The 13984-nt window shown below is 31.5% G+C and carries 13 protein-coding genes, 1 tRNA gene and 1 pseudogene; 6 read left to right on the plus strand and 9 right to left on the minus strand.

All coding sequences use genetic code 11. The annotated features are described in order from the left end of the window. Positions 1 to 154 precede the first annotated feature (154 nt). Both ACEW8E_RS08580 and cas12k read left to right on the plus strand, forming a co-directional pair. On the plus strand, positions 155 to 466 hold the full coding sequence (locus ACEW8E_RS08580; protein WP_373479925.1) for a hypothetical protein: 312 nt from the start codon (positions 155 to 157) through the stop codon (positions 464 to 466). A 21-nt stretch (positions 467 to 487) separates the two neighbouring features. After that, positions 488 to 835: pseudogene (cas12k, locus tag ACEW8E_RS08585) on the plus strand (type V CRISPR-associated protein Cas12k); the annotation flags it as partial. A 554-nt stretch (positions 836 to 1389) separates the two neighbouring features. Here the strand turns inward: cas12k and ACEW8E_RS08590 are convergent. The 6 genes from ACEW8E_RS08590 to ACEW8E_RS08615 all read right to left on the minus strand — a co-directional run bounded on the left by ACEW8E_RS08590 (position 1390) and on the right by ACEW8E_RS08615 (position 6452). Then, positions 1390 to 1463 (minus strand) — tRNA-Met (locus ACEW8E_RS08590). A gap of 123 nt (positions 1464 to 1586) precedes the next feature. Next, positions 1587 to 2339 (minus strand): tetratricopeptide repeat protein, encoded by a 753-nt coding sequence (locus tag ACEW8E_RS08595; RefSeq protein ID WP_373479926.1) that lies wholly within the window; start codon positions 2337 to 2339, stop codon positions 1587 to 1589. Positions 2340 to 2433: 94 nt separating this feature from the next. Further along, positions 2434 to 3774, minus strand: a complete 1341-nt coding sequence (locus ACEW8E_RS08600; protein ID WP_373479927.1) for a TldD/PmbA family protein — start codon at positions 3772 to 3774, stop codon at positions 2434 to 2436. 104 nt (positions 3775 to 3878) lie between these two features. Next, a complete protein-coding gene (locus ACEW8E_RS08605) occupies positions 3879 to 4202 on the minus strand; it encodes a phasin family protein (protein ID WP_373479928.1) in 324 nt (107 codons plus the stop codon). A gap of 49 nt (positions 4203 to 4251) precedes the next feature. Then, positions 4252 to 5508 (minus strand): histidine--tRNA ligase, encoded by a 1257-nt coding sequence (gene hisS / locus ACEW8E_RS08610; protein WP_373479929.1) that lies wholly within the window; start codon positions 5506 to 5508, stop codon positions 4252 to 4254. Between the two features lie 38 nt (positions 5509 to 5546). Next, entirely contained in the window at positions 5547 to 6452 is a 906-nt protein-coding gene (locus ACEW8E_RS08615; protein ID WP_373479930.1) for an alpha/beta fold hydrolase, read from the minus strand. Positions 6453 to 6553: 101 nt separating this feature from the next. Here ACEW8E_RS08615 and ACEW8E_RS08620 point away from each other — a divergent pair, with 101 nt between their 5' ends. Continuing rightward, the gene (locus tag ACEW8E_RS08620; RefSeq protein WP_373479931.1) at positions 6554 to 6970 is read left to right on the plus strand and encodes an ATP-binding protein; all 417 of its coding nucleotides are present in this window, start codon (positions 6554 to 6556) and stop codon (positions 6968 to 6970) included. 20 nt (positions 6971 to 6990) lie between these two features. On the opposite strand, the gene ACEW8E_RS08625 is transcribed toward ACEW8E_RS08620, so the two are convergent. From ACEW8E_RS08625 to pheS, 3 genes are all read right to left on the minus strand, one after another. Then, positions 6991 to 8361 (minus strand): hypothetical protein, encoded by a 1371-nt coding sequence (locus ACEW8E_RS08625; RefSeq protein WP_373479932.1) that lies wholly within the window; start codon positions 8359 to 8361, stop codon positions 6991 to 6993. Positions 8362 to 8499: 138 nt separating this feature from the next. Beyond that, positions 8500 to 9417, minus strand: coding sequence for a glycosyltransferase family 2 protein (locus tag ACEW8E_RS08630; RefSeq protein ID WP_373479933.1), 918 nt, complete (start codon positions 9415 to 9417; stop codon positions 8500 to 8502). A gap of 114 nt (positions 9418 to 9531) precedes the next feature. Continuing rightward, complete coding sequence (gene pheS / locus ACEW8E_RS08635) at positions 9532 to 10527, minus strand: phenylalanine--tRNA ligase subunit alpha (protein WP_373479934.1); 996 nt, start codon at positions 10525 to 10527, stop codon at positions 9532 to 9534. A 273-nt stretch (positions 10528 to 10800) separates the two neighbouring features. Here pheS and ACEW8E_RS08640 point away from each other — a divergent pair, with 273 nt between their 5' ends. The 3 genes from ACEW8E_RS08640 to tmk all read left to right on the plus strand — a co-directional run bounded on the left by ACEW8E_RS08640 (position 10801) and on the right by tmk (position 13662). Further along, positions 10801 to 11466 carry a response regulator transcription factor gene (locus ACEW8E_RS08640; protein WP_373479935.1) on the plus strand — a complete coding sequence of 222 codons (666 nt, stop codon included), beginning with the start codon at positions 10801 to 10803 and terminating at the stop codon, positions 11464 to 11466. Positions 11467 to 11654: 188 nt separating this feature from the next. After that, positions 11655 to 12992, plus strand: a complete 1338-nt coding sequence (locus ACEW8E_RS08645; RefSeq protein WP_373479936.1) for an FAD-dependent oxidoreductase — start codon at positions 11655 to 11657, stop codon at positions 12990 to 12992. Positions 12993 to 13002: 10 nt separating this feature from the next. Next, complete coding sequence (gene tmk, locus ACEW8E_RS08650) at positions 13003 to 13662, plus strand: dTMP kinase (RefSeq protein WP_373479937.1); 660 nt, start codon at positions 13003 to 13005, stop codon at positions 13660 to 13662. Positions 13663 to 13984 lie beyond the last annotated feature (322 nt).

Consider the following 13984-nt stretch of genomic DNA (forward strand, 5'->3'; position numbering starts at 1 on the left):
GACTGGATCTATTTTTTGACACCAGCGATTAAAACATGGTGGCATTGATGAAGATGTTGTTTCTTTCATTTTGACCTAAAAACGTTATAATACAAAAATTATAACCTAATTTCTTTTATCGTTTTGTTTAAGTACCGCTAAGATTATCGAAAGTATGGAGAAGAAACCTTCTCTCAATGATAATCAAAAGCAGTGTCTTAAAAGTAAAAAGACCAGTCAGAACAATTTACATCAGTCTTTTCCTCGTCCTAGTAGAGCCAAATATCAGGGTAATCCTAATATTATCGTAGGAGTGGCTTTAAGCTTAAAACATCCTGTGACGGTTAGTGTTATTGATATGACAACCCAAAAGGTTATTGCTTACCGCACTACTAAACAGTTATTGGGCAAGAATTATAAGTTGCTGAACCGTTATCAGGTACAAAAACAACGTCAAGCCCATCAGCGTCATGTGAATCAACGGTAATCTTCTTCTGTTTCTTTTGGTGATTCTAATCAGGGAAAATATCTTAATGATTTATTGGTTGGTGCTGTGATGGATTTAGCTACTCAATATCAAGCAGGAAGTATTGTTATTCCTAAATTAGACTACATCCGAGAGATTGTGGAAAGTGAGATTAAGGTTAAGGCGGAGAAAAAGATTCCCTTATCGGTCGATCTTCAGAAGAAGTATGCTAAAACCTATCGTATGAGCGTTCATCAGTGGAGTTATGGTTTTTTGATCGATGGTCTTCAAAATCAAGCCAAGAGACTTTCTATATCCATAGAGGAGAGAAAACAACCGATAAGAGGTAGTCCTCAAGAGCAATCTAGGGATTTAGTTTTGGGTAAATGAATATTATTTCCGTTCTATTTGCTCATTTTTGTACCTTGACAATTTGATTACATAATAGCGCCGCAGTTTATGTTCTTTGAACCTCTGTGCTGTGTGAAATGTGGGTTAGTTTGTCTTCGGACTTGCTTTCTGACCCTAGTAGCTGTCCACCCTGATGCTGTTTATCTCACGATAAAGAATAAGGTGCGCACCCAGTAATAGGGGTATAGGTTTACTATAGTGGTGGCTACTGAATCACCTCCGACCAAGGAGGAATCCACTTCAGATAGTTCTCATTTATAATCCCTCGCAAACTGCTTCTAGGATTTAGTCTTAGCAAAGGTTTCAAAAAGGGGGGTTGCAGATGAATTTACTTCTCTGTGCGATCGAAAGGATCACCATAAAACTGCAAAATACTAAAATAGTTATAATAGATATATATGTGGATTGAAAGGAGCAGGGGACTCTTAATAAAATGACAATTAATTTGTTAACGATTATTCAGCGACAGTTAATTCGTTAAGATGACAATAATTTGTTAACGATGACAAATAAAATGTTACTCGACATAAAGATGGCTCGAGGCAGATTTGAACTGCCGACCTTGGGCTTATGAGTCCCCTGCTCTAACCTACTGAGCTACCAAGCCTTTATTTTTCACAGTTACCTATTATAATTGATTTTCCTTCTTTCGTCAATAGACATTTTTAGTTCGTCAAGAAATGGTTAATAGTATTTCAAATTTATTTATTTTTGAATCATTACTAATTGATTAATTGCCCTCTAAGGTCAAGAATTTTTCTAACGCAACTATCATGGTAGGAGGCCACCTTCTAACCTCTTTAAGCCACTGTAAATCTCGATAGCGGCTATCCATGCCGATGGTAGCAACCCAGTTACTTTCTGCTTCTCCTTGTTTACCATTTTCCCACAAAACTGCGGTTAAAGCAGCTCTTACGTCAGGAAACATAGGATATTTACGCACTAAGTTGCGCATTTGTGTTAAGGCTTCTTGTTTTCTTCCTAATTCATATAAGGCTAGAGATTCATTTGCCCTTGCAAACGCAAAATTAGGAGATAATTCTATTGCTTTATTATAATACTCTAAGGCAATATCCCAGTTAGATAGCCCAGCGTTGGCATTACCTAAGTTATTATAAGCCATCGCATCTTCTGGATCTAATTTTAACACTTGTTCATAATCGGCGATCGCTTTGTTATATTCTCGTAAGCCTTCATGAGCAGTACCACGATTAAGGTAAGGATCTGGTGCAGTGGGGGCAAGTTTGATAGACTGGTTATAGTCAGAAATAGCATCTTCTAATTTATTTTGACTAACTCTAGCATTACCCCGATTACTCCATACAGCTGGATTAGTAGGAAATTGGGTAACTAATTGAGTCCAATATGCTTCAGCTTGAACAAAATCTCCTTTTTCCGTAGCTAAAATAGCTTCTTGAGCTATATTTTCACCCTGTTGTAATTGTGCTTCAGTGAAAGGAATATTAACCGCTTCTTCTGCCATAACGGGAGTTATGAATAGGGAGAGAGAAAAAATTATACTTATGAATAGTATTTTTAACATGGTTTTAAGAATGGTTTTGCAGATTAAACGTTATTTATTGTCCTGTAATAGATAAGCTATCAACCCAAATACGAGGACAAACACCACTAGGAGTAACTTCGGCTTCAGCTTCCACAAAGATAATAGATTTTAAAACATCAAGAAAATCTCCAGCTACGGTAGCAGCTTCGATACTAACTTTTTCTCCTTTATTTACTAACCAGCCATCAAAAGGTAGAGAAAATGAACCTTGTAAAGAATTAACCCCAGCGTGTAAGGCTTGGACATCATCGATTAAGATAATATTTTCTGCGGTATCTAAGTTATATTCAGTGGTGGGTTGTTTTCCTCGAAAAACATGATAGTAGTTAACCCCAATACTTACTTTTGCTCCAATACTGGCGTTACCTGTGGGTTTAGCATTCATTCTTTTAGCGGTAACGCTACTATGTAAGAAATTGACTAAAACACCATTTTCGATGATGGGTAAATTACCTGTGGGTGTACCTTCACCGTCAAAGGTTTCTGCGCTGATATTACCTGAATGTAAGGCATTATCACTAACTGAAAGTAAAGGGGATGCGATGGATTTTCCTAGGGATTCAGGAGTGGAAAGACTTTGTTTATCCAGAATATTTTGGGCGTTATAAAGGTTACTAAATGCACCTAAAAGACTTAAAAATGCTTCGGGGGAAAAAACAACTCGATATTTTCCTGAAGGGATTGCTTTATAGTTAAGGTGACTAATGGTTTTCTCTACGGTTTCTTGAAAACAACCATCGATGTCTAATTTTTCTAAGGTATTGGCTATTTTATATGCACCACCACTACGAGGTTTTCTGTCTTCTTGCTCGGTGGTAGTATATAAATAAATAGAGGCAAAAGATCTGGTTTCTTCTCTTAATGCACCGTCACTGTTAAGGTAAAAACGTTCAACTTCCTGCTCTGCAATACCATTATAAGGTACAGAAGTTATTGCTTCATGGGCATTTAATAAATCCTGTTCAATTTTCAACAACTTTGTAATTAATTCAGCCGCAGGGGTGGGGGTAGCTAATTCACTTTTGCTAAAAGGTAAAGGAGATTTTGCTTCATCACTAAAATCAGGAATATGATCTGTTACACCAAAATAACTAGCTTCATAGGCTGTTTTTAGGGCTAATTCAATGCCAACGGGATCAACATCTGTAGTAGAAGTAACTCCTATTTGTTTTTTTTCGTTCCAGACTCTAACAATTACACTAGATTTCTGGGAGGCTTTAACTTGTTTTGGTTCTCCTTGAAACACTTGTACGCTAGTTTGATCAATGGCAGAGCCGTATATATCAAATTTGTTTATGCCTAATTTAGCAGATGCGGCGGTGGCCGTTTGAGCAATAGTCTGAACTTTTGACATGATCTAGTTTTTACTGATTTTCTGATCATATTATACTCAAATCTTATCTTAGTTAGGACTGTTGAAAATTAATTAATAATTCCTAATTTCTAATTTCTAATTATTTATCGCCAAGATTTATTTTCTAAATCTCTAATCTGACGCTCTAAACGGTCAATTCTCCCCCTTAGTTCGTCCATTTCTGACTGTTTCGGTACACCTAAATCTTGTAAAACATTTCTAATTTGTCGTTCTATTTGAGATTGAATTGTACTTTGATCTGATTGAATTTGTTGTAGTAAATCGTCCACAATTCCTTTAGCTTGATCTGGGTTTATTTTACCTTCTTTTACCCATTGCTCACTAACTTCTTTGATTTTTTCCGCCGCTAGAGAAGTTGTACCCACACCAATCATGAGTAATTGCTTTAGCCAATCGTTATTATCCATAGTTTTATAATACTTTTTATCTTTTCATTATATTGAAATAATCTTCTAATTATAATGACAATGACAAAATCTCTAATAATTGATCTTGAGATACGGTTTTTTGTTCGGCATTTTCTAAGTATTTAACCTGAATTATACCCGTTTCTACTTCACTGTCTCCTAATACTAAACAAATTTTAGCACCACTGCGATCACCACGTTTAAACTGTTTAGCGAAATTACTGCCACTAAGATCTAATTCTACTTTAAAACCATGTTGGCGTAAATTTTGAGCCATGACAAGAGCTTGATTTTCCGCTTTTTCTCCTCGGGAAACAAAATAAATATCTGGGGATTGAGGTTTAAGAGGCTGTAACTGTTCTAATAATAATATTAACCTTTCCATACCCATAGCCCAACCAATAGCAGGAGTTTCTACTCCTCCTAACTGAGTCACTAAACCGTCATATCTTCCTCCACCGCATACCGTTGCTTGAGCGCCTAAATCCTCTGAGATAATTTCAAAAGCAGTGTGAGTATAGTAATCTAAACCCCTGACTAGCCTTGGATTTAATTCATATAAAATACCTAAATCAGTTAGTAAGCTACATACTTTGTCAAAATGGCTTCGGGAGTCATCTTGAAGAAAATCAAGAATATTTGGAGCATTTTTAGCGATTTCTTGGGTTTTTTGATCTTTACTATCTAAAATCCGTAACGGGTTACGAGTTAATCTATCCTGTGAATCAGTATCTAAATCATTTTTATAAGGAGTAAAATACTCAACTAAAGCCTGTCTATAGGTTTGTCTATCTTCTTTACTACCTACGGAATTAAGTTGTAAACTAAGATTTTTTAATCCCAAGGCTTTTAATATGTCCGTAGCGATCACAATTACTTCCACATCTGCCCTTGCTGCTCGACTACCTAACAACTCTAAGCCTATTTGATGAAACTGTCGCTGTCTTCCTGCTTGGGGACGTTCATAACGAAACATCGCTCCACTATACCATAATCTATCAATTCCACCACCGGCAGATAATTTATGTTGAATGTAAGAGCGTACTACTCCTGCTGTACCTTCAGGACGTAATGTTATAGAGCGATCGCCTCTATCTGTAAATGTGTACATTTCTTTCCCAACTACGTCGGTAGCTTCCCCGATACCCCTTTCAAATAAGGGAGTTTGTTCAAAAATTGGGGTGCGAATTTCAAGATAGTTAGCTTTTTCTAGTATTTTGGAAGCGGTTTTTTCCAGATGTTGCCAGTAGATAACCTCTGACGGTAAAATATCTTTTGTACCTCTAATAGCTTGAATATTATCCATAAAATTTTAATTAATAGTTAATAGTTAATAATAAATAGTTACAGTGAAAATTGATGATAAAAATTAACAACTTCTGTTAAAAATTCTTGTGTTGATTCATAGGGTAAAACATTTCTTCCTTTAATTTTTTTCGCTTCAATATTAGGGATATTTTCTTGGTATAATTTTATTTTTTTATCAGGAGTTTCTTTAAAACCATCTTTACTAACACTGGTGGCTTTTTCTCCAATTAAAAGTAATATTTTTTGCTCTAATTTTTTCATTAATTTTGAATAATCTTTGCGCCAAAAACCAGCTAAAAATGAGTAAACAGCATAACGATTTTCAGGATTAATAGCGGCTTTTTCTAACATATCTAACCATTCTTCATCAACGTCTTTAGCCTCAGCAAATAGTTGTTTAATAGAGAAAGATTTTATAAAATCACGACGACGAGCATACTGATAAAATAATGAACCAATAAAAGAATCAAAAAAGATATTCCAAATAATTTCACTAATTCTAAGATTACCTCCTATCGTCATAATATTCCAAGCGGGTGGTCCTGACAAGATTAAACCCTTAATTAAATCTGATTTTATCTCCCCTGCACACAGATAAATAGCGATGGGAAAAGATGCACCTTGTACAACTAAAATAACAGGTTTTTTAACCACATTAGTAATAAAATAATTGAGTTGATTTGCCCAATCTTTAGGATCATATGCAATACGTTTTAAATCACTTTCTCCACAACCTAATAAATCAGGGTTATAAATAGGTAGATTACTGCTTAAATTAGCTTCGGCGGCTAGAAAACGATGCCAAAAATTGCCTGATAAACCGACACCAATAGGATGAATTAACACTAAAGCTACATCGTGATCACTTTCAGTATTATAGCTAGTGTAAGCACACTGATATTTATTCCAAGAATAATAGTTCGTTGATGGTAAAAATGTCATAGTTTGATGTGATAAAATTTAGGCTAAAATAACTTTAGATAATGGTAGTTTAAATTAGATTGGCACACGAGCAAAATAATTAAAAGAGGTTTAGATTACAGTTGAAAATTTCTCAAGAGATCATATTCCAAGTCAAGAGTGATTTAACTTATTTAGAGGAAGTGTTATCTAAGTTTGAATCATTAAAACAGACATGGATAAATCAAAAAGATTGGCTACAATGTCAGTTAGCTTTAGCAGAAGGATTTACAAATGCAGTACGTCATGCACATAAAGATAAATCATCAGATACTCCCATAGATATTGAAATTAGCGTTACAGAAAAAGAAATAAAAATAAAGATATGGGATTATGGAAAACCATTTAAGTTAAAAGCAAAACCGAAAAAAATATCTTCCCCCGAAGACTTAGCTATTGGAGGAAGAGGTATTGAGATTTTAGAAAAAATTGCCGATGAATTAGATTATAATCATTTTCCTGATCATCGAAATTGTTTATTAATCAGGAAAAATTTATAATGAATAACAATTAACAATAGTTATTTTTCCTCTGTTTCCTCTTCTAATAAATCATCTAAATTGAAGTTATCATTATCATCACCTGAAGAGATTGAATTATCATTCATAAAGCTAGATAAATCTAATTCATTATCATCTTCAGAATTATCAGATAAATTAACGTCAAAATCGAAATCATCATTAAACATTTCTATTTCAGGCTCAATAGATGCAGAAGCAGAGTCGCTATAACTCTCAAAATTAAAATCTTCTTCAGAATCAGAAATTAAAGATAAATCATCATCACTAGACAAATCTAAACTTTCGTTAAACATTTCTACTTCTGTTTGAGAATTATATTCAGAATTAGAAAAAGTATCTACATTAAATTCTTCAAAACTATCATTATCTAAACTTGTTGAATCAGTAAACATTTCTATTTCGGAGTCAAAACTTGATTCTGATTCAGAGAAAGCATCTAAATTTAATTCATCTTCTAAATTATTTGTTTCTTCTAATGCAAAGGCTGATAAATCTGAATTATCAGTAAACATTTCTATCTCTTCAGTATCTGAAGCAAAATCAAAATTATCTACAGTTTCTTCTACTTCTAACTCTGGGGTAAATTCTGCTACCTCTTCAGTGCCAAAATCAAAATTATCTACAGTTTCTTCTATTTCTAACTCTGGGGTAAATTCTTCGGCATCAGGTTCTGCTAGAATGTCATCAACAATAGTAAATGGATCAATTATATTCGTTGAATTGGATAAAATCTCAGAATCAGGAGTTTGCGCTTCTTCTATGGGTGGAGTCATCCCAGAAATAGTTGTGGTAAAATTATCTATTTGATTTGTAAGATCATTTATTTGATATTGATAACCTTCAATTTCTGATTGATGACTAGCTTGTAGTTGTTCGAGTTGAATTTGGAAAGATTCTTGTAGCTGATATTGTCGATTTTCAAAATCTTGAGTTTGCTGTTGTAATTGTTGCTCTAATTCCGCTATTCTATTTTCATCATTAACAGGTGTTTGTGTCTCTAGTAACTCCTCTAATTCTGAAATTCTAGCTTGTAATTTTGGATTTTCTGATTGTAGTTCTAAGAGTTGTCCTTCAGAGGATTGAAAGAAAGCTAGATTGGCTTCTAATTCACTAACTTTATTTTCATAGTCTTGAATTTGTGTTTGATAGGTAGTTTCTACTTCAGCAACTTTTTTATCTGCTTCTACTTGATATTGTTTACTTAAGGATGCAATTATTTCTTGTTTACGAGGCTCAAAATCTCTTTCCGCAGTTTCTAAGGCTTTTCTAACCTCTTCATCTTTCTGAGTTGCAGATATTTTATCTTTATTTAAGACGAAATTAACCACAAAACCAATGATCCCACCTATAATAAAAGTAATAAAAGGCATTAATCTTTCCTCCGTAATTTTCTATAAGAGTTTATTATCGTACTTTTGTTATTTTGATAGATCTATTTAGATTTAGATCTAACAGTATTATATGGACAAATTTTATTTAGTTATCTTATTTTTATGAATTAAGTATTTTTACTTAGTTTTTTCGTAAGCGGCATATACTCCTTTAACGTTGTACCAATTTAAGAAGATACGCGCCACTTCTAACGCTAAGTTAGGTTTCCCTTGATTGATTAGCCATTTTAAAAGCGGTTTGAGGGTTTTTTCATTTAATGCACCCCTTAAGGATAAAACTCCCCATAATATTTTATGTATCCATGTCATTTGAATCATCATTTTTACTTCATAAGTGGGATGTTTTTGATAGAATAATACTCCCATTTTCCCCCTTTGAATTTCTTGCTCAATTAACTTGGGTATTTGTTCAATATTAAATGGTGGATGCCAATGATAACCTACTGCTTGGGGACATTTTATTAATTTTAAACCTAGTTTTTTTAACCTTACTCCTAACTCTAAATCCTCCCATCCATATTGCTTAAACATGGTGTCAAACAATCCTGCTTCTAATAACCATTTTTTGGCGATCGCCACATTACCAGTAGCAAAATAAGCGGCGGAAAAATCCGTAATTTTATAAGGTTCAGAAGTGGGATCATTAAAGTTAGAAGTATTAATTACCGCACCATAACTAAAAATACGGTTGCTATTAGCAGAATCTAAAGTTTGACTATGGGCTTGTAGGAAAGAAGATGTTACAACTAAGTCGCTATCAATAAAAATAATCCAATCTCCTAGGGCTTTTTGTACTCCTAAATTACGAGCAGAGGCTGCTCCCTTGTGATTTTGAGTATAAAGTTTAACGTGGGGTAAAAGATGTTTTGCGGTGGTTATCCATAGGATTGTTTCATCGCTTGAGCCATCATCTACTACAACAATTTCATAATCAGTAACTAAATCTGAGTTAAATTGCTGATTCTCCAAAGCAAGGAGACATTTTTGTAAAATAGGTAAACGATTATAAGTAGGAATAACAACACTAAAAAACACAAGTAAACCCCACGATAATTAGGAATTAGGAATTAGTAATTATTATTCTAATGGTAATAGACAATTTATTCATTGAATCATTTGATTAAATTTATCCAGTTTCGATTTCTTTGGTTAAAATTGTTGTAAAAAACGAAGATCGCTATTGTATAATCGGCGAATATCATCAATTTTGTGTAAAATCATCGCAAAACGCTCAACACCTAATCCAGCAGCAAACCCACTATAAACTTCTGGATCATATCCTACCGCTTTAAGGACATTAGGATCAACCATGCCACAGCCTAAAACTTCTAGCCATTTTCCTTGCCATTGTACATCAACTTCAGCAGATGGTTCAGTAAAAGGGAAATAACTGCCACGAAATAAAGTGGGTAAATCATCCCCAAACATTTGACGTAAAAACTCTTTAATTGTACCTTTTAAATCCGTGAAGGTTAAACCTTTATCGATAGCTAAAATTTCGATTTGATGAAAGACGGCAGAATGGGTTGCGTCAACGGTATCTCGTCTATAGACTCTCCCCGGTGCAATAATTCTTAAAGGTGGCTCATTTTTTTCCATGTATCTAATTTGTACTGATGATGTATGAGTCCGCAATAAATTTCCATCTTCAAAATAAAAAGTATCTTGCATATCTCTAGCAGGATGATCTTCGGGAGTATTTAAAGCGGTAAAATTGTAATAATCTCCCTCTATTTGCGGGCCTTCTGCTATAGTATATCCTAAGCCTACAAATATATCTATTACTCGATCAATAGTACTTTGTAATGGATGAGACTTCCCTAATGAGTAACTAACCCCCGGCATTGTTACATCTAAGGTTTCAGCTAATATTTTCTGATTAATTTCTGCTTGTTGTAACTTATTTTGTCTATCAACTAAATTTATTTGTATTTCATTTTTTATTTGGTTGGCAACTGCACCAATGCGAGGACGATCTTCGGCTGATAATTTACCCATTTCCTTTAAAATTAAAGATAATTCCCCTTTTTTGCCTAAATAACTCACTCTTAATTCTTCTAGCTTTTGTAAGCTGTCAGCAGTAGCGATGGCTTTTTGTGCTGATTCTGCAAGGGTTTGTAATTGAGATTCCATGTCCGTTGCCATAAGGTTATAATCTAGTTTTCGTTGTTAATTATCAAACATTCAGGTAAATTAATCAAATTTTAAACCACTATTTCAGTAAAACTATCATTGATTTTACCCCTTTAAATATTTATTAATTAATGATTAATATTAATTAAATTTTGTCTATTTATATTAATTTTTATGGTGTTAATGTAAGATAATTTTACAATTATTAAAATTAGATAATAAAGAGTATTTTAAGATAAAATAAAAAAAACGTAAATCTATAATATTAGGTTAAGTTAACCGTTTATGCCTTTACAAATTCTCGTAACCGATGATGATTTTACCATTCGGCGATTAATTAAAGATTGTCTTGAATTACATGGTTATTCCGTGATTTTAGCTTCTGATGGAGAAGAAGCCTTATCTTTAGCGAATAAATATCATCCTCATCTGTTAATTTCTGATATAAAAATGCCAAATAAAGACGGTTATCATCTAGTTAAAGAATTACGAGAAAATCCTAATTTTCGTCTATTACCAGTCATATTTTTAACTCATAAAAATACTACCGAAGATAAAATTCATGGCTATCAAGCTGGGGGTGATATTTATTTAGCAAAACCTTTTCAACCTAATGAATTAACTGCTATTGTACGTCATTTATTAGAAAAGACACAAATTATTCAATCAGAATTATTATTTACAGAAATTAATCATAATTATCCTCAACCAGTAAGTAATTTAATCGCTAATAATCGAGATAAAATAGCAGAAAATAATATTTATTTAACTAAGAGAGAAATAGAAGTTTTAGAATTACTAATTAAAGGTTTATCTAATTTAAAAATAGCTAATAAATTGTACTTAAGTCCAAAAACAATAGAAAAATATGTCAGTAGTTTATTAAAAAAAACTAATTCTAATAATCGTACTGAATTAGCTAATTTTGTCTTTAAAAATAAGATAATTTAATAATAAAAACTTAGTTAATTTTACTATTAAAATTGTCGAAAAAGCAAAAGATAAAATTACTCATTAAAGGTGTTTTAGGGTATTATATACTTAAAAAGTGATAGAATTTAGTCTTAATAACAATTTCAGAATATTGTTTTATTTCTTATATATTATTTAAGATTGCTATTAAAAAAAAAGTAAATTAAATGAAACTCAAATATGATTTAGTGATTATTGGACTTACAAAACAAGCTATTTTTGCCGCAGAATATGCTGTAAAGTTAGGTGCTAGAGTTGCTTTAATTTTTGGCGATAATAATTATTCAGAAGATAATTTTAGCTATTTAAAAGAAGAATATAAAAGTGATTTATTAAACTTAAATGGTAATATTAATTGTCAACAATTTTTAAAAGAAAAAGAAAACCTTTTTACTAATAAATATTGGCCTAATTTAACATCATTAGGAGTAGATTTAATTAAAGATAAATGTCAATTTAGTCAGCAAAAAAAACTTGTATTGTTTACTAATAATCATGAATTAGAGTCTTCTTCTTATTTATTAGCTATGACTTTACAACAATTATTTCCTGAAGAATTATTAACTAATAAAGAAAATTATTTAACAATTGATAATCTAATTTTGCCCGAAAGTGATATTGATTTACCAGATAATATCATAATTATTAGTAATGACATTAATGGAATTTATTTAGCTAATAAACTGAATAAAAATATCACTTTAATAACCGAAAATAAACAACTTTTACCATCAGAAGATGAAAATATATCTTTTCAGTTACAACTAATTTTAGAAGGAAAAGGAATTAAAATTTATACACAATCTAATCTTAAAAATTTTGATTTTAATAATCGACAAAAATGGAGGGATAGTGTAATAATTACGAATAAAAAACTAGACTTAAATGTGGATAAAATTGGCTTAAAAAGTTCAGGTATAAATATTAATAAAGGAAAAATATCTGTCAACAACAAATTGCAGACTTTCCACCCTCAAATTTATAGTTGTGGAGATTTATTAGGAGGTTATAATTTAGATAACATCACAGAATATGAAGTAAAAGTTGCCGTTAATAATGCTTTATTTTTTCCTTGGCAAGACATTAATTATAGTAAAATTCCTTATAGTTTAATGAATAATCCTTCTATTTATAGATTGGGATATACAGAAAAACAAGCAAAATTATTAATAGGTAATAATATCAGAATTTTACTTATTAATTTTACTTTAGAATCATCTTTAAGCCTAACTCAAAATGATCTATTTATTAAAATAATTATAGATAAAAATAACTATATATTAGGTTTTCATAGTATTGGATATGTCATGGAAGAAATTTTAACAGCAATAACATTATTAAAGAGACAAGAAAAACCTTTTAACTATCTATTTGACGTTAAATTTAGTCAGCCTTCTTCATTACAAATAATTAAATATATTCAACAAGTATGGTTAGAAAAAAATAAAAGACAACATCAGTTTATAATGGATTTAACAGAAACTTTTTTTATTTGGAAAAGGTAATAAATTAAGTATGATTAATCAACAAAAAAAACAAAGTTATTTCATCGTTTTAGAAGGTATAGATGGTGCTGGAAGTACTACTCAAGCAGAGTTATTGCAAGAATACTTTATTACAAAAGGGCAAAAAGTAGTTATAAGTCCTGAACCTTCTTCTGGTAAAATAGGAAAATTATTAAGAGAATTTTTAGCCCATCAAAATCATTTTAGCAATCAAGATTTATTTGATCAACAAATGGCTTATTTATTTGCAGCAGATCGTCATTATCACTTATATAATAATATTGATGGAGTGCAAAAACTTATTCAAGAAAATACTCATGTCATCACTACTCGATATTATTTTTCCTCCCTTGCTTATAATGCAAAAACAGAAAAAGATTTTCAATTTGTTAGTTTATTAAATCAAGATTTTCCTCCTCCCCATTTTCTTATTTATCTTGATATTCCCGTAGATATTGCTTTAAGTCGTATTAAAAATCGCAACACATTAGAGATTTATGAAAATCAAGAAAAATTAACCCTAGTAAAAGATAATTTTGAGAAAATTTTAAGTAAATATCAGCATCCTTATTTAAGAATTGATGCCACGAAAATGAGAGAAAAAATACACGAAAAAATTGTAGATTTTGTAATAAACGAAAAACATTTTAATGATAATTTTCAACATTAAGATTATTATAATTATCTTTTATAATTAATAAGAGTTGGTTTTCATAATTTGAGAATTTTAGATACCTTTAATGATTAAATTCTAACGGATAGCTGACTGCTAATTAAATATCATTATTTCTCACGACTTCTCTAGTGGTAAAATTATAATAATTGATTATTCACAAAGGATTGATAATTATTCTAACGGTACTTAAACAAAACGATAAAAGAAATTAGGTTATAATTTTTGTATTATAACGTTTTTAGGTCAAAATGAAAGAAACAACATCTTCATCAATGCCACCATGTTTTAATCGCTGGTGTCAAAAAATAGATCCAGT

It is taken from the genome of Geminocystis sp., assembly GCF_041753295.1.
GTDB lineage: Bacteria > Cyanobacteriota > Cyanobacteriia > Cyanobacteriales > Cyanobacteriaceae > Geminocystis.

Bases quoted from the DNA above. Each gene is read 5' to 3' on its own strand.
- ACEW8E_RS08580 (WP_373479925.1), top strand. From the start codon at position 155: ATGGAGAAGAAACCTTCTCTCAATGATAATCAAAAGCAGTGTCTTAAA.
- ACEW8E_RS08595 (WP_373479926.1), bottom strand. From the start codon at position 2,339: ATGGCAGAAGAAGCGGTTAATATTCCTTTCACTGAAGCACAATTACAA.
- ACEW8E_RS08600 (WP_373479927.1), bottom strand. From the start codon at position 3,774: ATGTCAAAAGTTCAGACTATTGCTCAAACGGCCACCGCCGCATCTGCT.
- ACEW8E_RS08605 (WP_373479928.1), bottom strand. From the start codon at position 4,202: ATGGATAATAACGATTGGCTAAAGCAATTACTCATGATTGGTGTGGGT.
- hisS (WP_373479929.1), bottom strand. From the start codon at position 5,508: ATGGATAATATTCAAGCTATTAGAGGTACAAAAGATATTTTACCGTCA.
- ACEW8E_RS08615 (WP_373479930.1), bottom strand. From the start codon at position 6,452: ATGACATTTTTACCATCAACGAACTATTATTCTTGGAATAAATATCAG.
- ACEW8E_RS08625 (WP_373479932.1), bottom strand. From the start codon at position 8,361: ATGCCTTTTATTACTTTTATTATAGGTGGGATCATTGGTTTTGTGGTT.
- pheS (WP_373479934.1), bottom strand. From the start codon at position 10,527: ATGGCAACGGACATGGAATCTCAATTACAAACCCTTGCAGAATCAGCA.
- ACEW8E_RS08640 (WP_373479935.1), top strand. From the start codon at position 10,801: ATGCCTTTACAAATTCTCGTAACCGATGATGATTTTACCATTCGGCGA.
- ACEW8E_RS08645 (WP_373479936.1), top strand. From the start codon at position 11,655: ATGAAACTCAAATATGATTTAGTGATTATTGGACTTACAAAACAAGCT.
- tmk (WP_373479937.1), top strand. From the start codon at position 13,003: ATGATTAATCAACAAAAAAAACAAAGTTATTTCATCGTTTTAGAAGGT.